The sequence below is a fragment of the Paracoccus angustae genome, from assembly GCF_042648745.1.
Taxonomy (GTDB): Bacteria; Pseudomonadota; Alphaproteobacteria; order Rhodobacterales; family Rhodobacteraceae; genus Paracoccus; species Paracoccus angustae.
Genome location: NZ_JBHRXY010000032.1, coordinates 1 through 20,239, shown reverse-complemented (window position 1 = coordinate 20,239; position 20,239 = coordinate 1). Strand labels below are relative to the sequence as shown.

The 20,239-nt window shown below is 68.5% G+C and carries 18 protein-coding genes; 16 read left to right on the top strand and 2 right to left on the bottom strand.

Annotated features, from left to right (window positions below):
- Nucleotides 1-17 precede the first annotated feature (17 nt).
- The 10 genes from ACFOM8_RS19075 (at nucleotide 18) to ACFOM8_RS19030 (ending at nucleotide 12,541) form a co-directional block, all read left to right on the top strand.
- Nucleotides 18-716 carry a FadR/GntR family transcriptional regulator gene (locus tag ACFOM8_RS19075; RefSeq protein WP_377763846.1) on the top strand — a complete coding sequence of 233 codons (699 nt, stop codon included), beginning with the start codon at nucleotides 18-20 and terminating at the stop codon, nucleotides 714-716.
- A gap of 102 nt (nucleotides 717-818) precedes the next feature.
- Nucleotides 819-2,288, top strand: a complete 1,470-nt coding sequence (locus ACFOM8_RS19070) for an amino acid permease (RefSeq protein WP_377763844.1) — start codon at nucleotides 819-821, stop codon at nucleotides 2,286-2,288.
- Entirely contained in the window at nucleotides 2,288-3,205 is a 918-nt protein-coding gene (locus ACFOM8_RS19065) for an asparaginase domain-containing protein (protein ID WP_377763843.1), read from the top strand. The genes ACFOM8_RS19070 and ACFOM8_RS19065 overlap by 1 nt, the downstream gene beginning before the upstream one ends.
- A 229-nt stretch (nucleotides 3,206-3,434) precedes the next feature.
- Entirely contained in the window at nucleotides 3,435-4,022 is a 588-nt protein-coding gene (locus tag ACFOM8_RS19060; protein ID WP_377763841.1) for an ANTAR domain-containing response regulator, read from the top strand.
- Nucleotides 4,019-5,197: an ABC transporter substrate-binding protein gene (locus ACFOM8_RS19055; protein WP_377763840.1), complete on the top strand. Its 1,179-nt coding sequence runs from the start codon at nucleotides 4,019-4,021 to the stop codon at nucleotides 5,195-5,197. Before ACFOM8_RS19060 ends, ACFOM8_RS19055 begins: the two co-directional genes overlap by 4 nt.
- A gap of 261 nt (nucleotides 5,198-5,458) precedes the next feature.
- Entirely contained in the window at nucleotides 5,459-7,906 is a 2,448-nt protein-coding gene (nirB, locus tag ACFOM8_RS19050; RefSeq protein ID WP_377763838.1) for a nitrite reductase large subunit NirB, read from the top strand.
- The gene (gene nirD, locus ACFOM8_RS19045) at nucleotides 7,903-8,238 is read left to right on the top strand and encodes a nitrite reductase small subunit NirD (protein WP_377763836.1); all 336 of its coding nucleotides are present in this window, start codon (nucleotides 7,903-7,905) and stop codon (nucleotides 8,236-8,238) included. Before nirB ends, nirD begins: the two co-directional genes overlap by 4 nt.
- A gap of 11 nt (nucleotides 8,239-8,249) precedes the next feature.
- A complete protein-coding gene (locus tag ACFOM8_RS19040; RefSeq protein ID WP_377763835.1) occupies nucleotides 8,250-9,095 on the top strand; it encodes a formate/nitrite transporter family protein in 846 nt (281 codons plus the stop codon).
- A 102-nt stretch (nucleotides 9,096-9,197) separates the two neighbouring features.
- Nucleotides 9,198-10,286, top strand: coding sequence for a catalase family protein (locus tag ACFOM8_RS19035; RefSeq protein ID WP_377763833.1), 1,089 nt, complete (start codon nucleotides 9,198-9,200; stop codon nucleotides 10,284-10,286).
- Nucleotides 10,283-12,541, top strand: coding sequence for an FdhF/YdeP family oxidoreductase (locus ACFOM8_RS19030; protein ID WP_377763832.1), 2,259 nt, complete (start codon nucleotides 10,283-10,285; stop codon nucleotides 12,539-12,541). The genes ACFOM8_RS19035 and ACFOM8_RS19030 overlap by 4 nt, the downstream gene beginning before the upstream one ends.
- On the opposite strand, the gene ACFOM8_RS19025 is transcribed toward ACFOM8_RS19030, so the two are convergent.
- Entirely contained in the window at nucleotides 12,538-12,969 is a 432-nt protein-coding gene (locus tag ACFOM8_RS19025; protein WP_377763830.1) for a PPC domain-containing DNA-binding protein, read from the bottom strand. The genes ACFOM8_RS19030 and ACFOM8_RS19025 overlap by 4 nt on opposite strands.
- 151 nt (nucleotides 12,970-13,120) lie before the next feature.
- On the opposite strand from ACFOM8_RS19025, the gene ACFOM8_RS19020 reads away from it, so the two are divergent.
- The gene (locus tag ACFOM8_RS19020; RefSeq protein WP_377763829.1) at nucleotides 13,121-13,381 is read left to right on the top strand and encodes a WGR domain-containing protein; all 261 of its coding nucleotides are present in this window, start codon (nucleotides 13,121-13,123) and stop codon (nucleotides 13,379-13,381) included.
- On the top strand, nucleotides 13,371-13,757 hold the full coding sequence (gene repC / locus ACFOM8_RS19015) for a replication initiation protein RepC (protein WP_377763827.1): 387 nt from the start codon (nucleotides 13,371-13,373) through the stop codon (nucleotides 13,755-13,757). Before ACFOM8_RS19020 ends, repC begins: the two co-directional genes overlap by 11 nt.
- 62 nt (nucleotides 13,758-13,819) lie before the next feature.
- Here the strand turns inward: repC and ACFOM8_RS19010 are convergent, their stop codons facing one another.
- Entirely contained in the window at nucleotides 13,820-14,812 is a 993-nt protein-coding gene (locus ACFOM8_RS19010; protein WP_377763826.1) for a substrate-binding domain-containing protein, read from the bottom strand.
- Between the two features lie 153 nt (nucleotides 14,813-14,965).
- Here ACFOM8_RS19010 and ACFOM8_RS19005 point away from each other — a divergent pair, with 153 nt between their 5' ends.
- The 4 genes from ACFOM8_RS19005 to putP all read left to right on the top strand — a co-directional run bounded on the left by ACFOM8_RS19005 (nucleotide 14,966) and on the right by putP (nucleotide 20,072).
- On the top strand, nucleotides 14,966-16,309 hold the full coding sequence (locus ACFOM8_RS19005; protein ID WP_377763824.1) for a uracil-xanthine permease family protein: 1,344 nt from the start codon (nucleotides 14,966-14,968) through the stop codon (nucleotides 16,307-16,309).
- Nucleotides 16,306-17,703: an amidohydrolase family protein gene (locus ACFOM8_RS19000; protein WP_377763823.1), complete on the top strand. Its 1,398-nt coding sequence runs from the start codon at nucleotides 16,306-16,308 to the stop codon at nucleotides 17,701-17,703. The genes ACFOM8_RS19005 and ACFOM8_RS19000 overlap by 4 nt, the downstream gene beginning before the upstream one ends.
- Entirely contained in the window at nucleotides 17,700-18,410 is a 711-nt protein-coding gene (locus tag ACFOM8_RS18995; protein WP_377763821.1) for a sulfite exporter TauE/SafE family protein, read from the top strand. The genes ACFOM8_RS19000 and ACFOM8_RS18995 overlap by 4 nt, the downstream gene beginning before the upstream one ends.
- Nucleotides 18,411-18,611: 201 nt before the next feature.
- Nucleotides 18,612-20,072 carry a sodium/proline symporter PutP gene (gene putP / locus ACFOM8_RS18990; protein ID WP_377763820.1) on the top strand — a complete coding sequence of 487 codons (1,461 nt, stop codon included), beginning with the start codon at nucleotides 18,612-18,614 and terminating at the stop codon, nucleotides 20,070-20,072.
- Nucleotides 20,073-20,239: the final 167 nt, after the last annotated feature.

The window sequence follows — 20,239 nt, the reverse complement described above, 5'->3', positions numbered from 1 at the left end:
CCGCCGATCCTTGCGCGATGAGCGATGTCGATGCCTGGCTGTCCGACCTCACGCCCCTGGGCCGCAAGAGCGCGGCCCAGCAGGTGTTCGAGGATTTGCGCGACCTGATCCGGTCGGGCCGCGTGCCCCCCGGCACCCGCCTGCCGTCCGAATCGCAGATGGCCGCCCGGTATGCCGTGAGCCGCCCCGTGATCCGCGAGGCGCTGCGGTCGCTGAACGCCCTGGGCCTGACGCAGACCCGCACCGGCAGCGGCACCTTTGTGACCGGCGCGGGGGCCGACCTGCGCTTTGGCGGCTATACGGCGGCCGACCTGATGGAGGCGCGGCCCTTTGTTGAAATCCCCGCCGCAGGCTGGGCCGCCCTGCGCCGCAGCGAAGCCGAACTGGCCCGGCTGACGGCGCTGTGCGAGCGCATGGACGCCGAGCCGGACCCCGAAGCCTGGGTCCGGCTCGACAGCGATTTCCACGGCCTGATCGCCCGGGTTTCGAAAAACGCGATCTTCGCCAAGATCGTCCACGACGTGCGCGACGCGCTGCGCGGCCAGTCGGGCTGGCTGAACCTGCAAGGGCCGCGCCGGGACGCCTCGAACCGCGAACACCGCGTCATCCTCGGGGCGATCGCCCGCGGCAGCGAAACGGACGCCCGCGCCGCGATGGAGGCGCATCTGCGCCAGGTGGAAACCGCCCTGGCCCGCGGCGCGGCCAGAACCGGCTGACGATTTTCCTTGACCTGCCCGCGGCCTCGCCGTTAAGGCGCGAAAATCTGTAAGACAGCCTTGCAGGCTGGCAGGTCTGCAGCCCAAAGCAACAGGAACACCATGTCGCAGACAGCAACCGATACCCCGGCCGAGGGCCATGTCTATGCCGAGGAGGAGGCGGGCTTTCACAAGGCCTTGAAGCCGCGCCAGATCCAGATGATCGCCATCGGCGGCGCCATCGGCACCGGCTTGTTTCTGGGCGCGGGCGGCCGCCTTGCCGCTGCCGGCCCGGCCCTTGTGCTGGTTTACGCCTTGTGCGGCTTCTTCGCCTTTCTGGTCCTGCGCGCCCTGGGCGAGCTGATCATGCACCGCCCGACCTCGGGGTCGTTCGTGTCTTATGCGCGCGAGTTCTATGGCGAGAAGCTGGCCTTCGCGGCGGGCTGGATGTACTGGCTGAACTGGGCGATGACGGCGGTTGCGGATGTCACGGCCGTGGCGCTCTACATGAACTTCTTCAAGGCCTATGTCCCGATGCTGCAAGGCATCGACCAATGGGTCTTTGCCCTGGCCGCGCTGGTCGTGGTGCTGGCCATGAACATGCTGTCCGTCAAGGTCTTCGGAGAGCTTGAATTTTGGTTCAGCCTGATCAAGGTGCTGGCGCTGCTGACCTTTCTGGCGGTCGGGATTTACTTTGTCGTGACCGGCACCCCCGTTGACGGCCATGTGCCGGGACTGGCGACGATCACCGAGTTCGGCGGCATCTTCCCCCATGGCGTCCTGCCCGCGCTGCTGGTGATGCAGGGCGTGGTCTTCGCCTATGCCTCGGTCGAGCTGATCGGGACCACGGCGGGCGAAACCGCCGATCCGCGCGCCGTCATGCCCCGCGCGATCCGCACGGTCGTTTTCCGGCTGGTGGTCTTTTATGTGGGTTCGGTGCTGCTGCTGTCGCTGCTGCTGCCCTATACGGCCTATCAGGGCGGGGTCAGCCCGTTTGTCACCTTTTTCGGCAAGATCGGGGTCGAGGGCGCCGACATCATCATGAACCTGGTGGTGCTGACCGCCGTGCTGTCCTCGCTGAACGCCGGGCTTTATTCCACGGGCCGGATCCTGCATTCGATGGCGGTGTCGGGGTCGGCGCCCGCCGCGCTGGCGCGGATGAACAGCCAGGGCGTGCCCTATGGCGGCATCGCCGTCACGGCGGCGGTCACGGTGGGGGGCGTGGTGATGAACGCCTATGTCCCCGCCGAGGCCTTCGAGATCGCGCTGAACGTCGCGGCCCTTGGCATCATCACCGCATGGGGCACCATCGTGCTATGCCAGTTGAAGCTGTGGCACCTGTCGCGCCGGGGCATCCTGCCGCGCCCCGACTTCCGCATGTTCGGCGCGCCCTGGACAGGCGTGCTGACGCTGGCCTTCCTGGCAGGGGTCGTGGTGCTGATGGCTTTCGACTATCCGGTGGGCACCTATACCGTCGCTTCCCTGGTGGTGATCGTCCCGGCGCTGGTGACGGGCTGGTTCCTGGCGCGCGACCGCATCCGCGCGGTCGCGGCCCAGCACGGGCTGGATCGCGGCGGGCTGGACCTGCGCTGATGGAGCCGCTGATCGCCATTGTCGCCACGGGCGGCACCATCGCCAGCCGGCAGCGCGCCGACGGATCCAGCGCGCCCAGCCTGGACGGGCAGGCGCTGCTGGCCCGCCTGGGCCATCTGCCGCCCGTCCGGCTGAAGCCGGTCGATCTGTTCGCGCGCGATTCCTCGACCCTGACGCTGGCCGACATGCAGGCGGTCAGCGACGCGGTGGGCGCCGAGCTGGCGGGCGGGGCCGCGGGCGTCGTGGTGCTGCACGGCACCGACGCGATGGAGGAAACCGCGCTGCTGGTGTCTCTCCGGCATCCCGGCGCGCCCGTGGTCCTGACCGGCGCGCAGTTTGCCGACGATCACCCCCAGGCGGACGGTCCCGCGAACATGACGGCCGCCATTCGCGCGGTTCTGGACCAAGGGGCAGGGGTGCGGCTGGCCTTTGGCGGGCGGCTGCTGCCTGCCTGGGGCCTGGTCAAACGGGCGACCGACAGCGCCGACGCCTTTTGCCTGGCGGCAGAGGGCGCCGCGCCGGATCTGGCGTCGGATCTGGCGCTGACCGCGCCGGTGGACGGCATCCGCGTGGATATTGTCGCGGTCCATCCCGGTGCCGACGCTGCCCATGTGGATGCCAGCCTGGCGGCGGGCGCCCGGGGGATCGTGCTGGCGGCGCTTGGATCGGGCAATGCCACGCCCGCGATCACGGACGCGGTGGCACGGTGTCGGGCGGCGGGGGTGCCGGTGGTGGTCTCAAGCCGCGTGCCGACGGGGCGGCTTGCCGCCACCTATGGCGGCGGGGGCGGCGGACATGACCTGGTGCGGGCGGGGGCGGTGCTGTCCGCCGTTCTGCGTCCCGGTCAGGCCCGCGTGCTGCTGGCCGCGCTGATCGCGGCGCGGCAGGCCGAGCGGGCGGCGGAACTGTTCGCCTAGCACGTCCCGCCTTGACGTGGCGAAGGCCGGCGGCCAGCGCCTGCGGGGGACGCAGCACGGCATCCGCCCTCGGGGCGCCGTCGCGCGCAGGCGGGGAAACGCCCGCGGTTCTGTTCCCGCCCCTGCGGACGGCGCGTTTCCCGTGCCATTTGCCCATTCTTTGATCATCCGGCCGCGCCGACCCACGCCCGCCATTGCGCCCGGGACCGCGCCCGTGCCACCAGAACCCATGTCGAAACGCCTTCTCATCGTTGTTGTCGAACCCGATCCCGACCGCGCGCAGCCCATCGCCGAGGGCCTGCGCGACGCGGGCGGCCACGACATCCGCATCATCGCCGAACAGTCCGGCCTGGCGCGCCAGGTGGCCGAGCTGCGCCCCGACGTGGTGCTGATCGACATCGCCAACCCGTCGCGCGACGCGCTCGAGGAACTGGCCCTGGCCGCGGGGCCCGCCGAACGGCCGGTGGCGATGTTCGTGGACCGCTCGGACGAGGGGATGACGCGGGCGGCGATCGAAGCCGGGATCTCGGCCTATGTCGTGGACGGGCTGCGCCCGGAGCGGATCAAGCCGATCCTGGACGCGGCCATTGCGCGGTTCCACCTTTTCCAGCAGATGCGCGCCGAACTGGCCGCCACCCGCGCCGCCCTGGAGGAACGCAAGATCATCGACCGCGCCAAGGCGGTGCTTATGAAGGCGCGCGGCATCGACGAGGAGGCGGCCTATGCCCTGCTGCGCAGAACCGCGATGGACGGGGGCAAGCGCGTGGCCGACATTGCGCAGCAGCTTGTCATGGCGGCGGGGCTTCTGGGGCGATGACCGTGCTGCGCCTCGGCTATGTCCCCCTGATCGACGCCGCCCCCCTGATCGTCGCGCACGAGCTTGGCTTTGCGGCGGAAGAAGGTCTGGTCCTGGATCTGGTCCGCCTGGGCGCATGGGCGCAGGCCCGCGACATGCTGGGCGCGGGGCTGATCGACGCGGCGCACATGCTGGTGCCGATGCCGGTGGGGCAGGCGCTCGGGCTTGGCCCGGCGCTGCCCGCGATGGACCTGGTCATGGTGCTGTCCCAGGGCGGGCAGGCCGTGGCCGTCGGCCGCGGCCTGGAAGCCCGGCTGCGCGCGGCGGGCCACGGGTTCGGCTTTGACGACGCCCGCGCAGCCGGGCTGGCGCTGCGCGCGGCGGCAGGGGGTCGGCTGCGCGTGGGGGTGCCGTTCCATTTTTCCACGCAGTCCGAACTGGTGCGTCATTGGCTGGCCGCCTGCGGATTCGCGCCTGCCGGCCTGGATCTGATCACCGTGCCCCCGCCGACGATGGCCGACGCCCTGGCGCGCGGCGAGGTCGATGCCTTCTGCGTGGGCGAGCCATGGGCCAGCTTTGCCGTCGAACGCGGTCTTGCGGCGCTGCTGCTGCCGGGCACCGCCATCTGGGCCGCGCCCCCCGAAAAGGGGCTGGTGCTGCTGCGCGACTTTGCCGAAACCCGGGCCGAGGAAACCGGCGCGCTGATGCGTGCCGTTTGGCGCGCGGGCCGCTGGATGGACGATCCCGACCATCGCGGCACGGCGGCGGAAATCCTGTCGCGCCCCGCCTATCTGGACCTGCCGCCGGAACTGGCCGAGCGGGGGCTGACCGGACGCCTGACGATCAGCGCCCGGGGCGACATCCGCCACGCGCCGGGCTTTGTCGCCTTCAACGCGGGCGCGGCCAGCTTTCCCTGGAAAAGCCTGGCCGCGCTGTTCGCGCAACGCATGGCCCTGCGGCACGGGCTGGACCCGCAGGACGCCGCAGCCCGCGCCATGGCCCATTTCCGCACCGACCTTTACCGCCGGCACCTGCGCCCGGCGGGCGCGCCGCTGCCCGGCGCCTCGCAGCGGGTCGAGGGCGCGCTGGCCGAGAACCGCTTGGTCGCGGCCGAACGGGGCGGGATGATTCTGCGCGCCGACGGCTTTTTCGACGGCTTCACCTTCGACCCCGCGGCGCCCGCGTCCGCAAACTGACCAATCCCCAGGCAGTCCGCGCAATGTTTTCGCGCCGGCGGCCCGAAACGGGGCAGGGGCGGCGCAGGCCCGCCCCGAAGGCTTGGCCTGCCGCCCCGGATCGGCAAAGGTCGCCTCATGGCCCGGCGCAACGGCGCGCCACCGGCCCGGCTCGCAACGATGCGGCATTTCCCGAAAGCGCACGGTTGCCGCCGGTCCCCGGGCCGTCCCGCCGCGCGCTTTCCGACAGCCGCAGACACCCGTCCCGCCATCGGAGCATCCATGTCCGCCACCCTTTTTCCCCGGAAGAAACTTGTCGTCATCGGCGCAGGCATGGCCTCGGGCCGGCTGCTGGAGCAGCTGTTCGAGACCGCGCCCGGCGCCTTTGACGTGACCCTGTTCAACGCCGAGCCGCGCGGCAACTACAACCGCCTGATGTTGTCGCCGGTTCTGGCTGGCGAAAAGACCTATGAACAGATCGTCACCCATGACGATGCCTGGTATGCCGCCCACGGTGTCGATTGCCGGTTCGGAGAGCCGGTGGTGCGCATCGACCGCAAGAACCGCGTGGTTTATTCCAACGGCGGCGGCGCCCCTTATGACGCGCTGGTGATCGCCACCGGATCCGCGCCCTTCGTCATCCCGGTGCCGGGCAAGGATCTGCCCGGCGTGGTCGCCTATCGCGACCTGGAGGATACCCGGGCCATGATGGACACGGGCGGCAAGGACGCCGTGGTCATCGGCGGCGGCCTTCTGGGCCTTGAGGCGGCGGCCGGAATGGCTGCCCGCGGCGCCCGCGTCACCGTGATCCACCTGATGGGCCACCTGATGGAGCGGCAGCTGGACCCGGCGGCGGGCTATCTGCTGCGACGCGACCTGGAGCGGCGCGGCATCGCCGTGCATTGCAAGGGCGCGACCAAGGCGATCCTGGGCACGAACCGGGCGGAAGCGGTGCTGCTGGAGGACGGCACCGTTTATCCCGCCGACCTGGTCTGCATGGCGGTGGGCATCCGCCCCGAGACGCGGTTGGCCGTGGACGCCCATCTCGAGGTCGAGCGCGGCATCGTCGTGGATGACGCCATGCGCACATCCGACCCGCACGTCTTCGCGCTTGGCGAATGCGTGGAACATCGCGGCCAGGTGTTCGGGCTTGTGGCGCCGCTTTACGACCAGGCCAAGGTGCTGGCGAAAACCCTGGCGGGCGAGGAGGCGGCCTTCGCCCCCGTCCAGACCGCGACCAAGCTGAAGGTGACGGGCTGCGATCTCTACAGCGCGGGCGATTTCGCCGACGCGCCGGGGCGCGAGGACATCGTGTTCCGCGATCCGGGGCGCGGCATCTACAAGCGGCTGGTGCTGGAAGACGACCGTATCACCGGCGTGGTGATGTACGGCGACACCGCCGACGGCGCCTGGTTCCATGGCCTGATGAAGGACGGCACCGACATCGGTCCGATGCGCGACACGCTGATCTTCGGCCCGGCCTTCCAGGGGGGTGCCGCCCCGCACCCTATGGCGGCCGTTGCAGCCTTGCCGCCTGAGGCGGAGATCTGCGGCTGCAACGGCGTATCCAAGGGCACGATCCTGGATGCGGTGGCGGGCGGGGCCTGTTCGCTGGACCAGGTGCGCGCCTGCACCAAGGCCAGCGCGTCCTGCGGCACCTGCGCGGGGCTGGTGGGGCAGGTCATGGCGCTGGCGCTTGGCGATGCGGTCGCCGATGCCCCGGCGGGCCTGTGCAAATGCACCGACCACAGCCACGAGGACGTGCGCCGCCTGATCCGGTCGATGGGGCTGAAGTCGATCCCGGCGGTGATGCAGGACCTGGGCTGGAAGTCCGTCGGCGGCTGTCACTCCTGCCGCCCGGCGCTGAACTTCTACCTGCTGGCCGAATGGCCGCTGGAATACCGGGACGACCGCCAATCGCGCTTCGTCAACGAACGCAACCACGCCAACATCCAGAAGGACGGCACCTATTCGGTGGTGCCGCGCATGTGGGGCGGCGTCACCACCCCGGCCGAGCTGCGCGCCATCGCCGACGCGGCCGAGAAATACGGCGTGCCGATGGTCAAGGTCACGGGCGGGCAGCGCATCGACCTGCTGGGCGTGCGCAAGGAAGACCTGCCGCACATGTGGGCGGATCTGAACGCCGCGGGCATGGTGTCGGGCGCGGCCTATTCCAAGGGCCTGCGCACCGTGAAGACCTGCGTCGGCAAGGAGTTCTGCCGCGTCGGCACGCAGGACTCGACTGGTCTGGGCATCCGGCTGGAAAAGCTGATGTGGGGGTCGTGGACGCCGCACAAGCTGAAGCTGGGCGTGTCGGGCTGCCCCCGCAACTGCGCCGAGGCCACCTGCAAGGACATCGGCGTGGTTTGCGTGGATTCGGGCTACAACATCGTCATCGGCGGCGCGGCGGGGATGGAGGTCAGGGAAACCGAGCATCTGGCATCCACCCGGTCCGAGGACGAGGCGGTCGGGATCATCCTGGCCGCGACCCAGCTTTACCGGGAAAACGCCCGCTACCTGGACCGCATCTGGAAATGGATGGGCAAGGTGGGCCTCGACTGGATCAGGGCGCAGGTCGTGGATGACCTGGAAAACCGCCGCGCCCTGGTCGAGCGGTTCGAGATCAGCCAGTCAGTCTATCGCCGCGACCCCTGGGCCGATCTTTCCACCCCATCCGAAACGCCCAAATGGGCGCCCCTCGCCGACCTGACGCTGGAGGCCGCGGAATGACCCCTTTCGTTGACATCGGATCGCTTGACGACATCCCGCGCCAAGGCGCGCGCGTGGTCAAGACCGCCGGGGGCTGCGTGGCGGTGTTCCGCACCGCCGAGGACGATGTCTTTGCCCTGGAGGACCGCTGCCCCCACAAGGGCGGGCCGCTGTCCGAAGGCATCGTCCACGGCACATCCGTCACATGCCCGCTGCACAACTGGGTGTTCGACATGAACTCGGGCAGGGCCCAGGGCGCCGACGAAGGCCGCGTGCGCACCTATCCCGTCAAGGTCCAGGGGGGCCGCATCCTCCTGGACGCATCGCTCATCCGCCGCAACGCGGCCGCCTGAAAGGAACCACCATGTCCTATGTCGCCCCGGCGGATTTCGCCCGGAAGATGATCGACGCCGGAGAGGCCAAGGTCTTCATGTCCGCCAAGGACACGCTGATCCGCGCCTACATGGCGGGCGCGATCCTGGCGCTGGCGGCGGCCTTTGCCGTGACCGTCACCGTCAACACCGGCAACCCGCTGATCGGCGCGCTGCTGTTTCCGGTGGGCTTCTGCATGCTCTACCTGCTGGGCTTCGACCTGCTGACGGGCGTCTTCACGCTGGTCCCGCTGGCGCTGATCGACAAGCGGCGCGGCGTCACCCCGCGCGGGATGCTGCGCAACTGGGGCCTGGTCTTCGCGGGCAACTTCGCGGGCGCCTTCACGGTCGCGGTCTTTATGGCCATCATCGTCACCTTCGGCTGGTCCGAGGCGCCGAACGCCGTGGGCGAAAAGATCGGCCATATCGGCGAAGGCCGGACGGTGGGCTACGCCGCCCATGGCGCGGCGGGAATGCTGACGCTGTTCGTGCGGGCGGTGATGTGCAACTGGATGGTGTCAACCGGCGTGGTGGCGGCGATGATGTCCACCAGCGTGTCGGGCAAGATCATGGCGATGTGGATGCCGATCCTGATCTTCTTCTACATGGGGTTCGAACATTCCATCGTGAACATGTTCCTGTTCCCGGCGGGCCTGCTGCTGGGCGGCAACTTCACCGTCCTGGACTATCTGATCTGGAACGAGATCCCCACGGTGATCGGCAACCTGGTCGGCGGGCTGACCTTTGTGGGCGCGATGATCTATGCCACCCACCACAAGACCTCGCCCGAACTGGACCGCGACCCGGATCCCGCCCCCCTTGCCGTTCCGGCCGAGTGATGGCCGGCCGCCGCGGGCTTTCCCTCGCGGCGGCTTGATGGCTCCGGCGGAACGCATCGGTCCTGTGGTCGTTGACCCCTGCCACGCCAGCAGGGATCCGCCATGCAGCCAGCCGTCCGCTATTCCCCCGATGTGGAAACCGTGCCGCCGGACGAGGCGGACACGATCCGCGAACTGTCCGATGCCCTGCAGGGGATCCTGGAAACCACGTCCCGCGACTATGGCCATGCCGTCCGCGCGGTCCATGCCAAAAGCCACGGCATCATCCGGGGCGAGCTGGAGATCCTGCCCGGCCTGTCCCCGGACCTGGCGCAGGGCCTTTTCGCCCGTCCGGGGCGGTATCCGGCGATCGTCCGCATCTCGACCAATCCGGGCGACCTGCTGCATGACGCGATTTCCGTCCCGCGCGGGCTGGCGCTGAAGGTCATGGGCGTGGAGGGCCGGCGGCTGGAAGGGTCCGAGGGCGCGACGCAGGATTTCATCTTCGTCAATGCGCCGGTCTTTTCCGCCCCGGACCTTGCGACTTTTCTCAAGTCCCTCAGGCTGCTGGCGAAAACCACCGACCGCGCCGAAGGGGCCAAGCGGGCGCTGTCCGCCGTGCTGCAAGGGGCTGAAAAGGCCGTCGAGGCCCTGGGCGGCGAAAGCGCCACGCTGAAGACCCTGGGCGGCGCGCCGAACGTGCATCCCCTGGGCGAGACCTATTTCACCCAGACCGCCTTCCGCCATGGCGACCACATCGCCAAGCTGTCGTTGCAGCCCGCCTCCGCAAGCCTGACCCGTCACACCGGCCGGGTTATCGACGCCCGGGGCCGTCCCGACGCGATCCGCGAAACGGTGGCCGCCGACATGCAGGCGGGCGATGCCGTCTGGATCTTGCGCGTGCAGCTGTGCCGCGACCTGGACCGGATGCCGATCGAGGACCCTTCGGTCCCGTGGGACGAGGAGATCAGCCCCTTTATCCCCGTTGCGCGCCTTCGTGCCCTGGCGCAGCCGGGCTGGACCGAAGATGCCGCCGGGCTGGTCGACGACCACATGCGATTTTCCGTCTGGACGGGCCTTCAGGCGCATCGGCCGCTTGGCGCCGTCAACCGTGCGCGGCGCGAACCGTATCGCATGTCCGCCGCCTTCCGTTCGGACTTCAACGGCTGTCCCATCCATGAACCCGCCGCCGCCAAAGAGGATGCGCCATGACCGGAGAACGCGACCAGGACCCGACAACGCCCTTTTATGATGCCCCGACCGGCGGATGGGGGTCGTTGCAAGGCGTGCTGCGGCAGGCCAAGAAAAGCCGGATCCGGCTGGGCGTTCTGGAAACCCTGCGCCGCCAGAACAAGCCCGGCGGTCACATGTGCACCTCTTGCGCATGGGCCAAGCCTCCTTCGCCGCATCTGGCCGAGTTCTGCGAGAACGGCGCCAAGGCCACCATCTGGGATCTGACACGCGACCGCTGCACGCCCGATTTCTTCGCCCGCCATACCGTGACCGAACTGCGCGCCTGGCCGGACCATGACCTGGAAGCCGTGGGCCGCCTGACCCATCCTCTGCGCTATGACGCGGGCAGCGACCGTTATGTCGAGACGACCTGGCCCGAAGCCTTCGCGGCCATCGGCGCCAGCCTGCGCGGAATGGATCCGAAAAAGGCGGTGTTCTACGCCTCGGGGCGGGCCAGCCTCGAGGCATCCTATCTGTACCAGCTGTTCGCGCGGCTTTACGGGCACAACAACCTGCCCGACAGTTCCAACATGTGCCACGAGACGACCAGCGTGGCGTTGAAGCGGACCATCGGGGCGCCGGTCGGCACCTGCGTGCTGGAGGATTTCGAGCATTGCGACCTGATGCTGTTCTTTGGCCAGAACACCGGCTCGAACAGCCCGCGCTTTCTGCATCCGATCCAGCAGGCGAAAAGGCGCGGCTGCAAGATCGTCACCTTCAACCCGATCCGCGAACGCGGCCTGGTCGAGTTCATGAATCCCCAAAGCCCGTCCGAGATGCTGACGGGGCGGGGAACGCCCATTTCGGACATCTACCTGCAACTGCGCCCCGGCGGCGACATCGCGGCCATCGCGGGCATCTGCAAGCACCTGTTCGACCATGGCGACCTGGACCGCGACTTCATCGCGCGGCATTGCCACGACTTCGACGCCTTCGAAGCCTGGGTGCGCGCGCAGCCTTGGGACGGGATCGAGGCCGCCTCGGGGCTGAGCCAGGGCGACCTGGCCGAGGTGGCGGGGCTGTTCGCGGCGTCGAAGCGCGTGATCGGCGTCTACGGCATGGGCCTGACCCAGCATGTCCATGGCGGCGACAGCGTGGGGATGCTGGTGAACCTTTTGCTGATAGGCGGCCATATCGGGCGGCCGGGCACGGGCATCTGCCCGGTGCGCGGCCATTCCAACGTGCAGGGGCAGCGCACGGTCGGGATTTCGGAAAAGCCCGAACTGGTGCCCTTGGACAAGCTGGCGCAGATGTTCGACTTCGAACCGCCGCGCGACACCGGCATGACCACGGTCGAGGTCGTCCAGGGCGTCATCGACGGCAGCGTCAAGGGATTTGTCAGCCTGGGCGGCAACTTCGCCCGCGCCATCCCCGATCTTGCCCGGGCCGAGCCTTTCTGGGCGGCGCTGGACCTGAACGTGCAGATCGCCACCAAGCTCAACCGCTCGCACCTGCTGGTGGGCAAGGGGGCGTGGCTGCTGCCCTGCCTGGTGCGGGCCGAACGCGATGGGCAGAAATCCGGGCCGCAGGCGGTGTCGATGGAGGACAGCCTCAGCCATATCCACGGCTCGCTGGGGCGCCGCCTGCCGGCCTCGCGCCATCTTCTGTCGGAACCCGCCATCGTCGCGGGGATCGCCAAGGCGACCCTGCCGCCGAACCGCCATGTCCGCTGGGACGACTGGATCGCCGATTACGGCCGCATCCGTGACCTGATCGAGGAAACCTATCCCGGCCAGTTCGACGGCTTCAACGAGCGGCTGTTCAAGGCCGGCGGCTTTTACCGGGGAAACGCGGCGCGCAGGCGCGACTGGCAGACCGAAAGCGGCAAGGCGCAGTTCACGGTGCCGCCCGGCCTTTCGGCCCTGGGGGTCATGCCCGGCGAAGGCGTCTATACGCTGGTCACGCTGCGGTCGAACGACCAGTTCAACACCACGATCTATGACTATCACGACCGCCTGCGCGGGCTGGAAGGGGACCGGATGATCGTCCTGATCTCGCGCGCCGAGATGGCCCGCGCCGGTCTGTCCGAAGGCCAGCGCGTGACCCTGGTATCGGCCATCGAGGACGGCATCCCGCGCCGGGTCGAGGACATGACCGTGGTTCCCTATGACCTGCCGCCCGGCTGCGTCGCGGCCTATTACCCCGAGGCCAATCCCCTGGTGCCGCTGGATTATCACGACCTCGCCTCGAAAACCCCGGCCTACAAGGGCGCGCCGGTGCGGATCGAGGCCTAGGGCATCGCCCGCCCGGTCACCACCAGTTCGTCATGACCCGACAGGGGGCAGGGCTGGCGGTCGAAGATCAGGCCGGGCAGGGCCAGAACCACGATCTCGGCCGTGGTGAAGACCGCCGATCCCTGGGGCAGCAGATGGCCGCCGAAGGCCCGGCCCTCGCCGTCCGCGATGGTCAGGTGCAGATGCTGGCGCCTCGGGTCCAGCGTCCCGGTCAGCGAGGTGATCTCGAAACGGCCGGAATAGGCGGTGCCGCTTGGCCGGCCGGCGTGGCGGATCACGACATCGGTAAGGCTGCCCACGCCGGTCACGACCGCCATGGCCCGCGCGCCGCTGCCGTCGAAGACGCGGCGCAGCCCCTCGGTCAGGTTGTCGCCGGGACCAAGGCGGAAGGCGTGAAAGACGCCGGTCGAGGACAAAAGCCCGTGCATGGAGAACCGTTCAAGGTTTCGCCCCGCATCTTTGCGGCCTGGAACGGCGGGGGTCAAGCGGACGTGATTCATCAGCGGCGGGAATCGCTTGGCGGGGATCGATTCATGATCATCATTGGACGAAAGGCGAACAAGGGTGCAGACTGGACCCATGATCAGCGAACCCGACAGCGTGCTTCTGGACCGCCGCGATCCCGACAGGAACATGGCGCGGTATTACCGGCTGGACATCGTTCCCGACCTGTTCGGCGGCGTCGTTCTGATCCGCAACTGGGGCCGCGTCGGCCAGCGCGGCCAGGAGCGCCAGCACTGGTTCGCCGACCGCGCGTCCGCATTGCATCATCAGGCAGCCTGGGCAAGGCGCAAGCAGCGCCGCGGCTACAGCATGGTGAGCGGCATGGTTGTGCCATAACGCAGACTTTGATCATCCTGAATCTGAATCGGCCATGAAAGATGAAGGACCTGACGCGCTGCCGCTGGCGATCGTGCTGAAGGCGGCGCCCGACATCGGCCATTATGCCGCCGATCCTCTGCAAAGCTGGCAAGACTTGACGACGATGGCCGACTTCGTGCGTCCGATGCTTGGCATCACCGCCGAAAACTGGCAGTTCGCGCGGCAACGCCTGGGGGACAGAACGGCACGCATCGCGCTGGCCTGCATCCTGCAACGCTTTAGCGCGATCCGAAACCCCGGCGCCTATCTCCGCCGCCTGACGCTGGTCGAAGATTTCCGGCCCGGACCAATGGTGATGGCGCTGTTGCGCAGTGCGGACCCGGCGCGGGGATGATGTTGACAGCTGTTGACTTTGCCGATGGGGCAGGGGGTCCGAAGCCCGCGGCCATGCCCGGATCAGCGAGAGGAGTCGCGCAGCACCAGATCGGGCAAATCGGCGGTGGCTGTTCCAAGTCGGCCTTCGATCCGGTCGAGAAGCAGTTGGACTGCCCGTTCCGCGGTTGTCGGAAGATGCAGGTCCACCGCTGTCAGCGGCGGCACCGACAGTTTCGCTCTGAGGCCGTCATAACGTGTCACAACACGGACCTGCCCGGGAATGGCGCGACGCAACCGACGCGCGGCCTGAACGGCGCCGGTGGCAAAGGCATCAACGGCGGCGAAGATGCCGTCGATCTCGGGGTTCTCCTCCAGCAGGCGCAGGGTTTCGCGGCATGCCAGGTCTTCCCCCTGGTCTTCGTCAAGCCTGACCAGCAGAGGCGGAAAGCCCCGGTGTCGGGCATGGTCCAGATAGGCGGCCTCGGCCTCGATCTGGCTGGTGCGGGGAGAAGCGCCGATCAGGGCCGCGATCCGCGACGAACCCTGCGCGGCAAGATGATCCAGCAGCATCTCGGCCGTTTGGCGCGAACGAAGATCGACGGCGGGGATGTCCGGGCGTCCGGGCGCCGTGCCGATGGACACGATGGGCGTCCCGCGCTGTTCGAAATGGCCAACCAGCGGATCGTCGCGCGCCGGTTCCACAAGGATCACCCCGTCGAAGTCGACGCCGCCGAAACCGTCCCCCGCCGGATGCGGCGGGATCAGGCACAGCGCCAGGTCGCGCGTCAAGGCTGACATGGCGGCGGATGCGGCGATCTCCATCAGAAAACCCAACCGAGACGGACCCGCTGCGACGGCGAAAGGCATCGAGGAAGCCAGCGCGATCACCCCGGTCCGCCCGCTGCGCAGCGCGCGGGCCCGGCTGCTGGGACGATAGCCCATCTGACTTGCCAAGGCCCGGATGCGCTCGGCGGTGGCGGGATCAACGTGGCGGCGGCCGCTGAAGGCATGAGAGACGGTTGTCACGGAAACGCCTGCCGCCCGCGCCAGATCGGAAATGGTGGGTTTGCTCACGCTGTCCTCGCTTGCCGCGCCGGCGGACAGGTTATCACTGCCGTCATCTTCTGCAACAAAACGATTTGCGCGAATCGCCGCACGTGCTATGCGGTTAAGACAGCAAAACGATTTGCATAAGCAAACGAAAACACTCCAACAGGGAACATCGCCATGCAGACAACACCAGACCACCGCCTGATGACCGATCCTGCCGACGAACGCCTGCCGCTCAAGGATCTGGTCCTTTACGGCCTCCAGCATGTGCTGGTGATGGCCGCATCGCCCATCACGGCGGTGTTCCTGGTGGCGCAGACGCTCGGCTTCGAACCCGCGCTGACCGTGTCGATCATCAGCGCGACCTTTCTGGTCTGCGGCCTGGGCTCGATCCTGCAAAGCGTCGGGCCTGCGGGTTTCGGCGCCAGGCTGCCTTTCGTCATGGTGCCCGGCGGGGCGCCGATCGCGATCTTCTTGGCGATCGCCAGCCAGACCGACGTGCAGACCGCCGTGGGCGCGGTTCTGATGACGGGGGTCTTCTACTTCCTCGCGCTGCCGGTGTTTCGCCGCCTGTTGCGGTTCTTCCCGCCGGTGGTGGTCGGCACGATGCTGGTGCTGGTCGCGGTGAACCTTGTCAAAATCTACGGCGGGGCCATTACCGGCAAGCCGGACAGCCCCGGCTTCGCCGATCCGGTCAATGTCGGGCTGGCCCTGGCGACCATCGCGCTGACGGTGATCTTTTCGCGCGTGTTCACGGGGACGCTGCAACGCATCTCGGTCATGCTGGGGCTGATCGCGGGCACGCTGCTGGCGGCGGCCCTGGGCAGGCTGGACGCCTCGGGGGTGATGGGGGGATCGCTGGTCGCGGTGCCGCAGCTGTTTCCCTTCGGGATGCCGAAATTCGACATCATTGCATCGCTGCCGCTGATCATCTTCTCGATCATCTCGATGGCCGAGGCGACCGGCCAGACCATCGCCACGGCCGAGATCGTGGACCGCAAGGGCGACGCCCATGCCATCGTGCCGCGCACCATCCGCGGGGATGCGGTGGCCTCGATCCTGGGCGGGCTGTTCGGCACCTCGTTGATCATCACCTCGGGCGAGAATGTGGGCATCGTGCGCGCGACCGGCGTCCGGTCGCGCTTTGTCACGGCGATGGCGGGCGTGATCCTGGTTGTCATCGCGCTGATCGCGCCGGTGTCGCGGCTGGCCAGCGTCCTGCCCGGGCCGGTCGTGGGCGGAACGGCGGTGATCGTCTTTTCCATCATCGGCGTGATCGGCATCCATGTGCTGTCCCGCGTCGATCTGCGCGAACACGGAGCGATGTTCACGCTGGCCTCGGGACTCGCCATGGGGCTGATGCCGATCCTGGTGCCGGGGATCTACAGCCAGTTCCCGCACTGGTCGCAGATGATCCTGGGCAACGGCCTGGCCATGGGCACGATCACGGCGGCGGTGGTCAACGCCTTTTTCCAGGTCAGCGCCCCAAAGCCCCTTGATGTGGCGGAGCATGCACGATGACCGATCTGCGCCGGATCTTTGCCGATCCCCACAACCTGATCGTCGCGCCGGGGCGCCTGCTGCTGGAGGACGGCCCGCGGCAGGGCAGGGGGGTTCTGCTGCGGGCCGGGCGCTTTGCCGCCATTGCCCCGCTGGCCGACCTGCGCGCCCGCCATCCCGGCGCCCGCGTGGTCGATCTGCCCGATCACCTGATGATGCCGGGCTTGATCGACACGCACACGCATCTGACGCAGTCGCTGGGCAAGTCGCTGGTTTTCGGCGAGCCGTCCGAGATCTTCCGCCGTATCTGGGTGCCGCTGGAAGGCAGCCTGGACGAGGAAATGGTTTATCTGTCGTCAAAGCTGGCGGCGCTGGAATGCCTGCGCGGAGGGTTCACCACCGCCGTCGATGCGGGCACCCGGTCCGCCGGGCATCTGGGCCGGCTGGTCGATGCCGCGCGCGAAACCGGGCTGCGGCTGGTTGTCGCGCGGATCTGCAACGACAAGGGCGGGACGGTGCTGGTACCCGACCGCGCCTGCATCCTGCAAACCGCCGAGGCGCATCTGGCCGCCTTCGCGGGCGATCCGCTGGTCCACCCCTCGCTCGCCATTTCGATCCCCGAGGCCGCCAGCGACGCCATGCTGCGCGACATCGCCGCCATGGCGCGGTCCGGCGGCGCGGTCTTCCAGACCCATGTGAATGAACATCTGGTGGCCGTCGAACGCTCGCTGCTCGCCCATGGCCGCCGCCCGCTGGAGCATCTGGCCCATGTCGGCGCGCTTGGACCCCAGACCCTGATCGCCCATTCCACGCTGGTTACGCCGTCCGAGCTGAACCTGCTGCGCGACACCGGCACCGCTGTCGCCTACAACCCCGTCGCTTCGGTCTGGAAGGGCAATGCGGTGGCGCCCGCCTTGCAGATGCAGGCGCTTGGCATCCGCTTCGGGCTTGGCACGGACGGCACGCGCGCCGACGGCTTCCGGCTGATGGACGCGGCCGAGACCATGCAGCGCGCAGGTCACGGCCTGGCTGCGGGCGACGCATCCTGCGGCGGCGGCTGGCTGTGGCTGGACGCGGCCACGCGCATGGCCGCGGATGCCAGCGGCCTGGCTGCCGTGACGGGCCGCATCGGCGAAGGGCTGGCCGCCGATTTCCTGCTGGTCGATCTGGACCGGCCCGAGTTCACGCCATCGCACGATCTGACCTGGGAACTGGTGCGTTATGGCAACCGAGACCAGATCGACGCGGTGTTCACGAACGGCCGGTTGCGGATGGCGGGTGGCTGGCCGGTCGATTGGGACGCCCGCGCCCTGATGGCCCGGATCCGCGCGCTTGCCGCGCCCGCCATTGCCCGCGCGCCGATCCAGCGGATCCATCCCACGGCGGACAGCCTGTTTGCCGGGGAAGGCGCATGAGCGCCGCCATCTTCCTGGCCTTGTCGCTGCTGGTTGCCGGGGCCGCCTTTGTCCAGGGCGCGGTCGGCATCGGTTTCGCGCTGATCATGGCGCCCGTTCTGGGCCTGGTGGACGCGACCTATCTGCCGGTGACGCTGCTGATCCTGATGCTGCCGCTGAACCTGCTGGTGGCCTGGCGCGAACGCCGGGCCATCGACCGGCGCGGCGCGGGCTGGATCACGGCGGGCCGCTTTTTCGGCACATTCCTGGGCATGGCGGTGCTGGTCGCCCTGTCCGTGCGCCAGCTGGAAATCGCCGTGGGCCTTTTGACCATCGGGGCGGCGGGCGCGGCGCTGGTGGCGCCGCCTTTCCGCGCGACGCCCCCGGCATCGGTGGGCGTGGGCCTGTTCACCGGCGTCACGGAAACCGCGACCGGCATCGGCGGACCGCCGCTGGCGCTGCTTTACCAGCACGCCGCCGGCCCGACGCTGCGGTCCACCGTTGCCACGTGCTTCCTGGTCGGGGAACTGATCTCGCTGGCGATCCTGCTGGCCGCCGGGCGGATCGGCCAGCACCAGGCGTTGGCGGCGCTGGCCTTGATCCCCGCCGTGCTGGTGGGCAGCGCCCTGTCGCGCCGCGTCCATGCCCGCATCAACGGCCCGGCGCTGCGCCTGGCGGTGCTGGTCTTCTCGATCGTCAGCGGCGCCGCGCTGATCGCCAAGGGGTGATCGCGCTGTCCGGCTCGGGCATCGTCTCGAATTCCGATCGCCCATTTGCGGCTTTTCGATAGCCATTCAGGCCAGAAAAAGACAGTTTTCGGCGACAATCGACCAAAGTGACCCTGCGGCCCGCCGGGATCGGTGATTCCGGTTCCGGGCTGACAAGATTCTGTGACAAAAGCCCCCGCAAATCGAAAAACGGGAGAGCACATGCAGCTTGGAGTCTGGATCAGCCTTGCGGCCTATTTTCTGCTGATGATCGCCATCGGCATCTATGCCTGGCGCAAGGCCACATCAAGTTCGGAAGAATACATCCTGGGCGGCCGCGGCCTGTCGCCCTCGGTGACGGCCCTGTCGGCGGGCGCCTCGGACATGAGCGGCTGGCTGCTTCTGGGGCTGCCCGGCGCGCTTTACGTGTCGGGCCTGTCGCAATCCTGGATCGGCATCGGTTTGACGGTCGGCGCGCTGGTCAACTGGATCGTCGTGGCCCCCCGCCTGCGCGAACAAACCGAACGGTATGACAACAGCCTGACCATTCCGGGCTTCCTGGGCGCGCGCTTTCCCAGCACGGCCCGGCTTTTGCGGATGGTTTCGGCGGTGGTGATCGTGGTCTTCTTCGCGGTTTATACCGCCGCGGGGCTGGTGGGCGGCGGCAAGCTGTTCGCCAGCGCCTTTGGCGGCGACTACATGACGGGCATCCTGCTGACCATGGGCTTCGTGCTGGTCTATACCACCATCGGAGGCTTTCTGGCGGTCAGCCTGACGGATTTCGTGCAGGGCTGCATCATGATGCTGGCGCTGGTGATCATGCCGGTCGTCATCCTGACCACGGACGGCGGCGCGGGCGTGGGTCCGGCGGTGGATCGCCTGACGGCGGTCGACCCGGACTATTTCTCGATGGCCAAGGGCATGACGCTGCTGGGCTGGATCTCGGCGGTGGCCTGGGGCTTGGGCTATTTCGGCCAGCCGCACATCATCGTCCGCTTTATGGCGATCCGCAGCGTAGGCGACGTGCCCATGGCGCGCAACATCTGCATGTCCTGGATGATCGTGTCGCTGATCGGCGCCGTGGCGGTCGGGATCTTCGGCCATGCCTATGCGCTGCGCAACGGCCTGACGGTCGATGACCCGGAAACGATCTTCATCATCCTGTCCGACCTGCTGTTCCACCCGCTGGTCACCGGCTTCCTGTATGCCGCGCTGCTGGCGGCGATCATGTCCACGGTGTCCAGCCAGCTTCTGGTCGCCTCCTCGTCCCTGACCGAGGACATCTATCACGCCTTGGTCAAGCGCGACGCCACGCAGCGCGAACTGGTCGCCATCGGCCGCCTGTCGGTGCTGGCGGTCGGCATCATCGCGGCGGTGATCGCCCGCGACCCCGACGCGCAGGTGCTGAGCCTGGTGTCGAACGCCTGGGCGGGCTTCGGCGCGGCCTTTGGACCCCTGATCGTGCTGGCGTTGACCTGGAAGCGGATGACCGGCCTTGGCGCGGTGGCGGGCCTGGTGGTCGGCGCCGTTACCGTGATCCTGTGGATCGCGCTTGGCCTCAACCAGTCGCTTGGGGGCGGCGAGGGACTTTACGAGATCGTGCCGGGCTTCGTCGCATCCTGGGCCGCCATTGTGCTGGTCAGCCTGGCCACGCCCGACCGCGGCGAATTCCGCCGGCTTTAGGTCCCGGCACCGATGCCCGAAGGGCCGTCCTTGTCGCTGGGACGGCCCTCGATCGGCCCATCACGCGCAGTCGCAAGGGATGGAATGCGTCGCGGCGACCCCCGAGGGAGGAGGAGGGGGCCGCCGCCTGTCGCCGAAACCCGAGGGGAGGAGAAAGGGTTCCGGCG

Bases quoted from the DNA above. Each gene is read 5' to 3' on its own strand.
- ACFOM8_RS19075 (WP_377763846.1), top strand. From the start codon at position 18: ATGAGCGATGTCGATGCCTGGCTGTCCGACCTCACGCCCCTGGGCCGC.
- ACFOM8_RS19070 (WP_377763844.1), top strand. From the start codon at position 819: ATGTCGCAGACAGCAACCGATACCCCGGCCGAGGGCCATGTCTATGCC.
- ACFOM8_RS19065 (WP_377763843.1), top strand. From the start codon at position 2,288: ATGGAGCCGCTGATCGCCATTGTCGCCACGGGCGGCACCATCGCCAGC.
- ACFOM8_RS19060 (WP_377763841.1), top strand. From the start codon at position 3,435: ATGTCGAAACGCCTTCTCATCGTTGTTGTCGAACCCGATCCCGACCGC.
- ACFOM8_RS19055 (WP_377763840.1), top strand. From the start codon at position 4,019: ATGACCGTGCTGCGCCTCGGCTATGTCCCCCTGATCGACGCCGCCCCC.
- nirB (WP_377763838.1), top strand. From the start codon at position 5,459: ATGTCCGCCACCCTTTTTCCCCGGAAGAAACTTGTCGTCATCGGCGCA.
- nirD (WP_377763836.1), top strand. From the start codon at position 7,903: ATGACCCCTTTCGTTGACATCGGATCGCTTGACGACATCCCGCGCCAA.
- ACFOM8_RS19040 (WP_377763835.1), top strand. From the start codon at position 8,250: ATGTCCTATGTCGCCCCGGCGGATTTCGCCCGGAAGATGATCGACGCC.
- ACFOM8_RS19035 (WP_377763833.1), top strand. From the start codon at position 9,198: ATGCAGCCAGCCGTCCGCTATTCCCCCGATGTGGAAACCGTGCCGCCG.
- ACFOM8_RS19030 (WP_377763832.1), top strand. From the start codon at position 10,283: ATGACCGGAGAACGCGACCAGGACCCGACAACGCCCTTTTATGATGCC.
- ACFOM8_RS19025 (WP_377763830.1), bottom strand. From the start codon at position 12,969: ATGCACGGGCTTTTGTCCTCGACCGGCGTCTTTCACGCCTTCCGCCTT.
- ACFOM8_RS19020 (WP_377763829.1), top strand. From the start codon at position 13,121: ATGATCAGCGAACCCGACAGCGTGCTTCTGGACCGCCGCGATCCCGAC.
- ACFOM8_RS19005 (WP_377763824.1), top strand. From the start codon at position 14,966: ATGCAGACAACACCAGACCACCGCCTGATGACCGATCCTGCCGACGAA.
- ACFOM8_RS19000 (WP_377763823.1), top strand. From the start codon at position 16,306: ATGACCGATCTGCGCCGGATCTTTGCCGATCCCCACAACCTGATCGTC.
- ACFOM8_RS18995 (WP_377763821.1), top strand. From the start codon at position 17,700: ATGAGCGCCGCCATCTTCCTGGCCTTGTCGCTGCTGGTTGCCGGGGCC.
- putP (WP_377763820.1), top strand. From the start codon at position 18,612: ATGCAGCTTGGAGTCTGGATCAGCCTTGCGGCCTATTTTCTGCTGATG.